The 10,837-nt window shown below is 69.7% G+C and carries 10 protein-coding genes; 9 read left to right on the plus strand and 1 reads right to left on the minus strand.

The annotated features are described in order from the left end of the window. The first annotated feature begins 492 nt into the window (after window positions 1-492). From ABEB12_RS41890 to ABEB12_RS41920, 7 genes are all read left to right on the plus strand, one after another. Window positions 493-1,968 (plus strand): hypothetical protein, encoded by a 1,476-nt coding sequence (locus ABEB12_RS41890; RefSeq protein WP_185058323.1) that lies wholly within the window; start codon window positions 493-495, stop codon window positions 1,966-1,968. Next, window positions 1,965-3,434: an ATP-binding protein gene (locus ABEB12_RS41895; RefSeq protein WP_185058324.1), complete on the plus strand. Its 1,470-nt coding sequence runs from the start codon at window positions 1,965-1,967 to the stop codon at window positions 3,432-3,434. Before ABEB12_RS41890 ends, ABEB12_RS41895 begins: the two co-directional genes overlap by 4 nt. A 112-nt stretch (window positions 3,435-3,546) precedes the next feature. Then, on the plus strand, window positions 3,547-4,536 hold the full coding sequence (locus ABEB12_RS41900) for a hypothetical protein (RefSeq protein WP_185058325.1): 990 nt from the start codon (window positions 3,547-3,549) through the stop codon (window positions 4,534-4,536). A gap of 469 nt (window positions 4,537-5,005) precedes the next feature. After that, on the plus strand, window positions 5,006-5,884 hold the full coding sequence (locus ABEB12_RS41905) for a replication-relaxation family protein (protein ID WP_185058326.1): 879 nt from the start codon (window positions 5,006-5,008) through the stop codon (window positions 5,882-5,884). Then, a complete protein-coding gene (locus ABEB12_RS41910) occupies window positions 5,881-6,198 on the plus strand; it encodes a helix-turn-helix domain-containing protein (RefSeq protein ID WP_185058327.1) in 318 nt (105 codons plus the stop codon). Before ABEB12_RS41905 ends, ABEB12_RS41910 begins: the two co-directional genes overlap by 4 nt. Window positions 6,199-6,275: 77 nt before the next feature. Beyond that, complete coding sequence (locus tag ABEB12_RS41915; protein WP_185058328.1) at window positions 6,276-6,620, plus strand: GntR family transcriptional regulator; 345 nt, start codon at window positions 6,276-6,278, stop codon at window positions 6,618-6,620. Next, a complete protein-coding gene (locus tag ABEB12_RS41920; RefSeq protein WP_185058329.1) occupies window positions 6,610-7,824 on the plus strand; it encodes a tyrosine-type recombinase/integrase in 1,215 nt (404 codons plus the stop codon). Before ABEB12_RS41915 ends, ABEB12_RS41920 begins: the two co-directional genes overlap by 11 nt. A 117-nt stretch (window positions 7,825-7,941) precedes the next feature. Here ABEB12_RS41920 and ABEB12_RS41925 read toward each other — a convergent pair whose 3' ends face one another. Beyond that, entirely contained in the window at window positions 7,942-9,000 is a 1,059-nt protein-coding gene (locus ABEB12_RS41925; protein WP_185058330.1) for a YaaC family protein, read from the minus strand. Between the two features lie 373 nt (window positions 9,001-9,373). On the opposite strand from ABEB12_RS41925, the gene ABEB12_RS41930 reads away from it, so the two are divergent. Both ABEB12_RS41930 and ABEB12_RS41935 read left to right on the plus strand, forming a co-directional pair. After that, window positions 9,374-10,030, plus strand: a complete 657-nt coding sequence (locus tag ABEB12_RS41930) for a hypothetical protein (RefSeq protein ID WP_185058331.1) — start codon at window positions 9,374-9,376, stop codon at window positions 10,028-10,030. 107 nt (window positions 10,031-10,137) lie between these two features. After that, the coding region (locus ABEB12_RS41935) for a hypothetical protein (protein WP_345703599.1) at window positions 10,138-10,837 on the plus strand (700 nt) is incomplete at its 3' end.

A 10,837-nucleotide genomic window follows, 5' to 3' on the forward strand; every position in this document is an offset into this window, starting at 1 on the left:
TCACCTGGCCGCGGCGGAATAGCGCGCGCCGGGCGTGCGGTGAATTCACCCGCTCGGCGCAAACCGGGGCGCCGTCCGCCGGCGCCCGTCCGCCGGCGGCTGAGGCGAGAGCCGCGCAGTGGAAAGTCTTCCCTGGTCAGCCTCGCTTGGAGGCTGGGGTGATGACTCGGTGATGACGGACCTGATGACTGGGTGATGACTCGGTGATGACTGAGTGATGACGCCCGGGGCCGGGTGACGACTTAGGTGATGACTCGGTGATGACCGTGCCCGTCTACAAAAGCTCACACATTCCGCGACACGCACCGGAACAGCGGGCCAAGAAAGAACGCGACCGGTGAGGAAACGCGCGGACCAGTTCATCTGTGCGAAAGGAATACTCCCGTGAATGCACGCCTGTTTCCCGCCGCGATGGCACACGCCGCCGAATGGATTGCCGTCATTCCGCGCCCGGTTCTGTCGTCTTCTGCGCCCTCACCGCTGGGAGCACCGGTGGCATTGGCCGGCGGTGGGGATTGCGGCAGCGCGCCGGGTGGGCTGCTGGGCTGGTGGGGGTGCACCCTGACCGGCGCGTCCGAGCACCTGATGACCGCCCTGTTGCGGCTGGGGGCGGTGGCGCCGCTGCTGGTCGCGGTCACGGCGGCCATCAGCGTGGCGGTGTGGGTGCTGCGGGCGTTCGCCACGATGGGCGCCGCGCAGGGCGCGGTGTGGTTGGAAATCACCCCGCCGAAAACCCTGCCGGCCGGCGCGGGGTTGGCGCTGTGGCGGGTGCTGGCCGGGGTGTTGGGCCGCGCGCGCGGCACCTGGCTGTGGGGGCGCCCGGCCCTGTCCGTCGAGTGGTTCGCCGACCCGGGCGGGGTGCGGGCCGGGGTGTGGCTGCCCGCCGGTATCCGCCCCGGGCCGGTCGCGGACGCGCTGGAACGCGCGTGTCCGGGGGCGCGGGTGCGCCCGACGCACCCGCCGGTGTGGTGGCGCTACCCGTCACGCTGCGTGGAACTCGCCCCCGCGGCCGGCCCGTGGACCCCGCTCATCGACCCCGCGACCGCCCGCCGCGCGGCGGGTCAGGTCGGAGGCAGTGAGGCGGCCGAGGAACCGTTGCGGGCGCTGCTGGGTGCGCTGGCCGGGCTGCGCCCCGGTGAACAAGCCGCCGTGCAGCTCGTCGTGTCCCACCACCGCACCGGGGGTGCCGGCGGCGGGGTGGCCGGGTTGTTGCGCGGGGCCACCCCGGCCCTGCTCGGCGGGGTGACCGGTGCCGTGGCCGCCGGGGTGCTCGCGGTGCTGGACCTGTTCAGCTCCAGCAGCCGCCCGACCCGGCGACGCGCCCGCGGCCAGCGGACCGGCGGGGCGTCCGCCGGTGACCCGGTGCGGGCGGCGGCGGCGAAAGCCGCGGACGCGAAACGGGCGGCCGGGCCGCACCTGCGCGTCACCCTGCGCGTAGCCGCCACCGTGCCCATGCCAACCGGGTGGCGGGCTGAGCGTGCCCGCGCCGGGGACCTCACCGCCGGTTTCGACCTGGTGACCGACACGGAGCTACGGCCGGTGTGGCGGCGGCTGGCGGTGGCGGAACTCCTGGTGCTGCACGGCCACGGCCGCCGCCCCTTCCACGCGACGCTGCCCGAGCTGGCCGCGCTGTGGCACCTACCCACAACACCGGGCCGCTTCGGCCTCACCGCGGCCACCACCCGCTTCCACGACCCCGGCCGTGGTGTCTCCACCGGCCCCGACACCAGCCCCACCACCGGCGCCGGTGACACCGATGCCCGGCCGCGGCGGCAGGCACCACCGCCCCGCCCCAACGGCCAACAGGGCGGCGAGCAGGGCGGCGAACCCGGACACCACGGCCGGCCGCCGGCCGGGCTGGCGCGGCCGGTCCCGACCCGGCCACCGAACCGACCCGCGCACCACGGCCACCCGAGCGACCCCGGCCGGCCGGCCCGGGTCCGCGACCCTCGCCGGGGCTGGTCATGACCCCGCCACCGGCCCACCAGCACCGGGAGGGGCGGCGGTGGGTGGACCTGGCCCGGCCCCTGCCCTCCGCGCTCGCCGTGGCCACCGGTGGACACCGGCTGCTGCTGGCCTCCCCACACGACCCCCGCCGGATGCAACGCCGCTTGTTGGGGCGGGCGAACGCCGGCCGCGCGGTGCTGGTCTACCTCGAGGTACCGGACGGCCGCTACCACCTGCACGTCATCGGGCAGACCGGCGCCGGGAAATCCTGGTGGCTGACCCAATACGTGATCGGTGAGGTACTCGCCGGGCGGGGTGTCGCCCTGATCGATCCACAGGGCGACCTGGTGCGCGCGGTGCTCGACCGGCTGCCCGCGTGGGCGGGTGACCGGCTGGTGCTGCTGGACCCTGACGAACGACTCGCCCCACCCGCCTACAACCCCCTCGCTCCGGCCGTCACCGTCGCCGGTGGCGACGGCGCCGAGCTGGCGCGGGAGTGGGCCGCGGAAAACCTGGCCGGCACCATGCGCGCGCTCTACAGCGCCTCCTGGGGTCCCCGTATGGACGGGTTCCTGCGGGCAAGCTGCCTGACCCTCGCCCGCCGCCCGGACTCCACCGTGCCGGACATCGCGACGTTCCTCACCGATGACGTGTTCCGCCGCACGGTGGTGGCGCGGCACGGCACCCCGGACGGCCTGGGGAATGTGTGGGCCGAGTTCGACGCGCTCACCCCCGCCGCCCGCGCGGGCATGACGGCCCCGTTGGTGGATCGGCTGCGCGCGGTGATGTCGCGGCGGTTCGCCCGCGAGCTGCTCGCCGGCACGCGTTCCACCTTCGACCTGGGCCAGATCCTGGACGGCGGAATCCTGCTCGCCCGCCTCCCGAAAGGCGAGATCGGCGAAGAAACGTCCCGGCTGGTGTCCGGGCTGCTGCTGGCCGGGCTCTGGGGCGAGACCACCCGCCGTTCCCAGCAACCCATCGACCAGCGGTTGGACGCCACGATCCTGGTCGACGAGGCACACAACGCGCTCACCCTGCCCATCAAGATCGATTACGCCCTGGCCGAGTCCCGGGGCTACCGGGTGTCGTGGGTGCTCGGGCACCAACACCGGGATCAGCTCACCGACCCGATGGCCCACGCACTGGACACCAACGCTCGCAACAAGATGGCGTTCACCGTGTCCCCACGGGACGCGCGTGCGTTGGTCCGCCACTACGGCGACCACTTCGCCGAAGAAGACCTCTCGGAGCGGCCCGGGTTCCAGATCAGCGCCCGGACCGTGGCCAGCGGCCACGACCAGCCCGGCTACACCCTCGACACCCTCCCACTGGACCCCCCGATCCCCGGGAGGGCCCAGCACCTACGCGCCCGCGCCCGCGCGCGGGTCGGCCTCCCGCACGCCGCCCGGAAATCCGAGAGCGGCCAGCGCGGTATCGCGGCCACCCCGTACGGGGCATGGCTGTTCGGCTCCGAGCGCGTGTCATGACCGCCGCCAACCGGCCGCCGGCTATCGAGCCGAGCCACCCGCCCTAGCCACCCGCGCACCCATCGCGATCCGCCACGCCCCTTTGTTGATCACTTAGTTGAAAGGCACCGACATGACCAGCTCGCACCCGTTCCCGAACCCTGAGCCGCGTCCCCGTGGGCGGGCCGCCGCCGAAGCAGCCGCCCGCCGCCGCGCCCTGCGCCGCGCCGCGCGCATCGCCCGGCGCGCACGCCGGATCGAGCGCGCCGAACAGCGCGAGCACCAGCACGCCTGCCCGCCGCAATGGACTCCGCAACAGCACGCGGAAGCCGCCCGCCGCCACGAACGCCACCGCATGATCATGTTCGGGGTGCTGTTCCTGCTGTGGACCGGGTCCACCATCGTGGCCTTGGCCTACGTGGTCACCGCCCGCCACCAGGCGACCGGCCACACGGAGCCCCCCACCCCGACCAGCACGGCGGCCAGCACCCTGACGGGCACCGCCAGGGTGGCGGTGGTGCGGCCGGTCGCGTTCACCACCGAGCTGCCGGCCCACACCCCGGCCCACACGGGCACGGCGCCCGCGCCGGGCACCTGGGCGGCGATCCGTCCGGGCAACGACGACACGCGCGGCTGCCGCGTCGCGTCCGCCTCGGCCGAGCGGGAGCCGGGTGGGCTGGTGGTCCGTACCGGGCCGCTCGACATCAGCATCGGCGACCGCGACACCCACCGCGACCGCGACAACGGCCGGTGTGTCAACCAGACCAACACCCGCGACCGGGACCGCGACCGCGACGACGACAAGGACCGCGACCGGGACCGGGCGAAGGACCGGGGGCGGTGCGTATGCGTGATCCCCGGCCACCGCACCGACCGAGACCCGGCCGACTGGGACGAACGCGACCGGGGCGGCTGGGACCGGCCGTGGAACCGGGACTACCCGCGCTCGTCCTGGCCTGGCCCCGGCGGCTGGGACCGGTCGGGGTACGAGCGGCCCGGCAACCCGGGCACGGGCCGGCCGGGTGAGGAGGTCTGCCGCTCCTACCCGCCCAGGGTCCACCCGGACGTACCGAACGGCGGCACCGTGTGCTCCAACCCCGACCGGCCCTCCGGTCGCTGGTAACCCACTCGCCCGCGCACCGAGTTCGGCCACGGCGGCGCACCGTGTTGACCACTCTGTTGATCATGCCCAGGTCCTGGAGTGATGACTCGGTGATGACGTCGTGATGACTCGGTGATGACGGTTCAACCGGTGCGGCCGTCACCGCGGCGATGGCCCGGCAACGGGTCGTCAGCTCGAATGCCGCGGTGACCGCCGCAACCCGTACCCCCTTGTTTGCCCAGGTCAACCACCAGGAGACGTTCCGATGGATCTGCCCCGACTCACCAGTGAAAACCCGCATCCGCTGACAAAATCCCTCACCAAACATGTCCCTCAGTCCCCAACTCGTCCCCCCGCCCGCCCCTCCCAGCCGTCCCGGCCCCCGGGCCACGGCCCGGCCAGCTCGTCCGCCGACCGGCCGCCGACCCGCCCGAGTGGATCAAGAACCGCCGCCGCGCAAGATCAGAAACGGCAAGAGCAGAAACGGCGGTTGACGATCAACGACGCGGTACGCGAGGGCGGCCGGCTCACCCAACGCGACCGCCAGGTGATCGCGCTGTTGGCTGATCACCAGGTGGCCACCGCCGAACAACTCGCCCGGGTCGCGTTCCCGAACCCGGTGCGCGCGCGGTGCCGACTGGTGCTGCTCGCCCAGCGCGGTGTGCTGGCCCGGTTCCGTCCGTATCAGCGGCCGGGCAGCATGCCCTACCACTACGCATTGGGCACGCTCGGCGCGATGCTGCACGCCGCCGCCGCGGGGGCATCGATCCCGACCCCGGCGACAACGGAACGGAACCTGGTCCGCCTGTCCCAGTCGCGCACCCTGGATCACACGCGCGGGGTCGTCGAGTTCTTCACCCTGCTGCACGCCACCGCCCGCCGCACTCCCGGCGCGACGCTGGACCTGTGGTGCAACGAGACCACCGCCGCCGAAGCGTGCATCGGCATCGTGCGCCCGGACGGCATCGGGCAGTGGACCGAGCACACCCCGGCCGGGTCCCGGACCGTGGGGTTCCTCTACGAGCACGACACGGGCACCGAGCCGTTGCGGGTGTTGCTGGACAAGATCGGCAAGTACGGCGAACTCGGGGCGGCCGGCAACGTGCGGCCGGTGCTGATCCAGTTCCCGAATCCCGCGCGGGAGACCAACCTTCACCGCGCCATCCGGGAGCGTTACGGCCCGGCCGGGCCGGCGGCGGTGTTCCTGGCCACCACCAACACCGCCCAGATCACCGCCCTGGGCGATCCGGTCGGGCCGGTCTGGACACCGGTGGACCGGTACGCCGGCCGGTACCGGCTCACCGCGCTACCCGGCTACCGGGGACGGCTGAACCCGTCCAACCCGCTCGACTTGTTCGACCGGGCATGAGCGGCCAGCACGGCGAGGGCCACGCGAGCCACACCCACCCGTCCGACTCGCGCCCCGCCGCCCGCCGCACCCGCCCGCCGAACCGGCCCACCAGCCGCGACCGGCCACCCGCCCGGCCCGGCGGCGGTCCGGCGCGGGAGCCGCTGGCCACCCGCGCGGAGGTAGCCGCCTACCTCCGCATGCCGGTCAAGACCCTGGCCTACTGGGCCTCGATCGGTGAGGGACCGGCCTACCAGCGCACCGGCCGGCACACCCGCTACCGGTGGGCCGACGTGGACCAGTGGCTAGAGCGGCAACGCCAGCCACAACGCTAACCACCACCCGCCACCCCACCATGCAAAAGTTATCCAAGACTTGCGGAAAGACTTGGAAGTCTGGCATGGTGGGGCGCGTGGCCAAGCACACCGACATCGCGGAGCAGCTCCGCACCCGCCTACGGACCGACGAATTCCCGGTCGGCTCCACCTTCCCGGCCGTTGCGCTGATCACCAGCGAGTACGGGGTCTCACCGACCACCGCGTACCGGGCACTCAAGCACCTGGAAAGCCTCGGAGAGGTCCGGGTCGGGCACGGCACCGCCACCGTGGTTCTGTCCGAACCCGCGCCGCGTGACCCGGACCCGCACGCGCTGCTGGCCGAGGCACGCGAGCACCTGAACCGCGCTACCGCGCTGCTGGACGAACTCGCCGACACCCTCACCCGCCGACACACCGAGGAGAGCCGCGATGGCCGTTGATGATCTCTGGTACCTCAAGAAGCGCGACCCCAAGACCAAGAAAAAGCTGCCCTCCAAGCGGCACGGCCGGGGTATGCGGTGGCGGGTGCGCTACATCGACCCGTCCGGCGAACCGAAAACACAGCTCTGCGAGAAGAAGTCCGAGGCTGATGATCTGGACGCGGAGATGCGCTCCGACGTGCTGCGCGGCACCTACCTGGACCAGGAACTGTCTAAGAAGACCGTCAAGGAGTTCGGCACCGAGTGGCACGCCGCCCGGGTGTTCAAGCGCCAGAACACCGAGGACGCCACCGAGCGCGGGTTGCGGCTGCACGTCTACCCGACCCTCGGGAAGTACAAGCTGCACGAGATGCGGCGCACGCGGATTCAGGAGTGGATCAAGGGACTGGACCACCTGGCGCCGGGCACGGTGCACAACCTCTACAGCTACGTGAGCATGCTGTTCGAATCGGCCGTGCTCGACAAAGCCATCGGTTCAAGCCCCTGCGTGAAGATCGACTTGCCCGAGATCAAGTACGACGACCGGGTCATCCTGCGCGCGGACCAGGTTCACGGGCTCGCCAAAGCCATGTTCGAGAAGCTCCGGGCCAGCATTTACGTCGGCAGCGGGTGCGGGACCCGGTTCGGCGAGACCATGGGCCTGGAGCTGGAACACGTCGACTTCCTGCACCGGGAGATCACCGTGAGCCAGCAAGTCATCCGCCACCGCGGCAAAGGCCTGGTCCTCGGACCACTCAAGACCACCTCGTCGTACCGCACGGTGGAGATGCCGGCCGCCACCATGAAAGCCCTAGCCGCGCACATCAAGAAGTTCCCTCCGCGCGAGATCGAGGTCATGGACATGACCGACCCGCGTAAACCCCACGTACGCACCGCAAAGATGATCTTCCCGAGCACGACAGGGAAGCTCATGAGCGGCACCGTGTACGGCTTCCACTGGAAGAAGGCGGCGAAAGCAGCCGGACTCCCGGAAGACTCCCACTTCCACCTGCTCCGGCACTACTTCGCCACCACGCTGATCTTCGGCGGGGCCAACGTCAAGACCGTGCAACTCGCACTCGGACACAGCAAGCCATCCATCACCCTCGACACCTACACCGGCCTATGGCCAGACGACACACAGGAACGGACGCGCCACCTGATGGATGCCGGGTTCGCGGGCGTGATCAACCCACGGGGCGAGATCACCGCGAAAGCCAGCTAGACCCCTGCTCACCCGTGGGCCGGCCCCGTGATGGAGCCGGCCCACCGTCATGCACGCAGAGTGCGCGCCGCATGTTCCCGCCGGCTTATCGGGTGCCCTTCTGGGGCTAGGATTGATTCATCCCGACCGTGTGATGAGAGTTGGCCGTGCGTCCAGTGCATTCAGAACGAGATGCGGCAGGATCGTGAGCGCGTCATCCATGGCCTTATTCAGCGAAGCCGCGCATAAAGATTCGTCCAGGTTAAGGTCGTTTGCCCATTCTTTCGGATGATATCGAGCCAGGTTTGAGAATGCGTACAAGATCAGCCACCACGACATGAGTGGATTCGGCGGTCTATCGCTGCCGGATATCTTCGGCAAGACATATCTAGCGTTCTTGTATCGATGCTCCGGGGCAAAGTTGTCGAGAAACTTGCCGAGGCCCTCAGGGGTCGACCCGACTTCCTCATTTGCCCACCACACTCTAGTTTTAAATTCCTCACCGCTATCTGAAGGTGTTAACGCGCTCTCTTCGGGCCTAGCCAGCAGTGTTCTATGGAGTCCGAAATATTCTTCTCGGAGCTTTGAAAGCCACTGTTCACGATCCTCGGGCACCGATCCAGGCGCGCTAATGGTCGCGTAAGGAGTGAGCCCTTGACGTGACCCTCCCTCAAAGATCGTGGTCGTAATATTTTTCGGATCAAACACAGGACTTAAGGAGAGTGTGGTGTTGTGTACTGGTCCGATACCTAACGGAAATTGAAGGTCTGGGTTGCATGACCATAGGGCGCCGATCTCGACCGGCCCCTTAATGATCTCCGAATTAACTGCCTGCGAAACGTTCTGGTATCCGCCAACCTTCTTTTCAAGTTCGACAGCTGAGACTGTAACCTCCGGCAAAGAGCAAGCCTTTCCGTAGCTCAAGCCGTGATGATCGAACGACCACCGACGGCCCTTTTCGGGTCTTAGCTTCGCTGCACAGATAGCGTATCCCGCTTGAACGAGTCCGTAGTATAGGTTGATTGGCCTGGTCGCGGGAGAGACAACTCTCGCCGCCGCCATCTGTTCGTCGAATTGACGCATAGCTGCATAGAAGCCATCCCTGCGGGAGTTGGACTCCTTGAATAGCGGGCTTTCTCGAAGGGTGGCGCGTATACCCTGCAATCGGAAGTGAATAATCGATGAGTCCTGTGACATGCTCGCTCCTGCGGCAGGCTTGGCTTGACGGTTACGCAAGAACATCGCCACCCCGGCGAGGTTCGTTAACAGTTTCTTAGCGTTGGTTCAGGCCAGGGCCAAGCGTCCTCCGATCGGCCCAGGTACGCCCTGCACTTCATCGATGGCCGCCGGGCACGCGATTGTGGCGTGTCCAGCTCGTGCCCGCCCACCGCACTGACCCGGTGCACAGACGGGAACCCCTTGACCTGTGACTCTGAGTCACCCGGCGGCCGGAGCGTTCGCAATCGCACAGACTGCGCGCCGAACGTGCCCACCGGCTCACCGGGAGTTCGTAGGGTTCGGCGCCACCGGCGAGATCACCACGCCGCACCGACTGAGGGGACACACCGCCGTGGACGATGAACCGGCACTGGTGCGCGCAGCCCCTGACGCGGACCTGGCGGCGTGCTGGCCGCTGCTCGCGATAGAAGTGGGCGAGTGGGCCGAACGGCTGGCCCTGGCCACCGTAGTAGCCACCGTGGACCCGGCCGAGGGGCTTGCGGCGGCCTGGGCCGGCGCCACGATGATCACCCGTGCCGCGCGGGCACTGGGCACCCTCGGCCCCGTCGACGCGACCAGATGGGAACACGCCCGGCCGTGTGCGTCGGCGGTGGTGCGCGCGTTGTCCGTCGCTCCGTCGCTGCCCGACGCCGGGCGACTCGTCCCGGACCGGACCAGGTGGACAACCCCGCACCCGGGCCACGCGCGGCCGTCCCGCGTTGACCAGGGCCGGCCGATTGGGCCGCACGTACGCCGCCGGGGCGGTGACACGGCGGCGGCCGACAACACCCGCACAGGCCTGGTGATGCTCTGCCGGCACCTGACTCGGGTGCTGTCCGTGTTGGCGCTGCGCGCCAGATGCCCGGCCGACCGGGCCGCCGCGGCAGACGCCGCCGGTCACGCCGAGGGGCTGGCCGCCGCGTTGTGCGCCGTTTCCGCGCCGCCTACTCCGGCGCCACTGGCCCGGGCGCACGGGCTGAGACCGGCAAGCCTGCCACCGGCGGCATAGGCCGTGACACACCGCACCGTCAGCAGCCCCAGAACAAGCGCCAGCCAACCCTCGGCCGGCCCGGACTAGACACGGCGCAGCATGTTCGAGCGGCCACCACACGGGAGATGAGCGAAAGTCATCATGAGCAGCAGACCATCGAACAACACCGGCGGGCGGGCCCCCGCGGCGCGCCCCAGCCGCTCCCGCGCGGGCTACTCGTGCCCGTCCACCGCACCCAATCCGCCCCGGCCAACGACACCCCGAGATGGCCCGGCCCGGACCCGTCATTCCCGACGCTGGAGGAACTGGTTCAGGAGAAACGGCGCGCGTTCAAACGTGCAGCCATACGGCTCACCGTGCGTATCGTGCTGGTCGAGATCTGGCTAGCCAGTTTCATCGGGACCATGGTCACGGTACACAGCCAGCCACCCGGGCAAGCCTTCACCAGCATCACGCACCCGTGGATGTGGTGGACCGTTCCCGCGACATTCCCCGTGCTATTTGCAGGCACAATCATGATCATTCAACGTTGTGGATCCTGCTCATTATTGCAGCGCTCGTACTCCGGAGACCTGATTACGACGCGACCGCGATCCGCCGCCACTACCTCGGTCACTAGGTACGCGCTCGGTTCTGGAGCGCTGCCGCCGCGACCCGGACGCGTAGGGGGCTTGCAAGAAGGGCACGGCTGGTTCGAACCAGCGCAGCGCATGCGGGTGCCCGAGATCCCGTACACTGAGCCCCACGCCCCGCCGCCGGTGGCGGGCCGGAATTCTCGGGCCCGCGTGATCTGTGCCCAATTTGTGCCGGATGATCTTCATTCCT

It is taken from the genome of Actinospineispora eucalypti (assembly GCF_039543365.1).
In the GTDB taxonomy this organism is placed as follows: Bacteria; Actinomycetota; Actinomycetes; order Mycobacteriales; family Pseudonocardiaceae; genus Pseudonocardia; species Pseudonocardia eucalypti.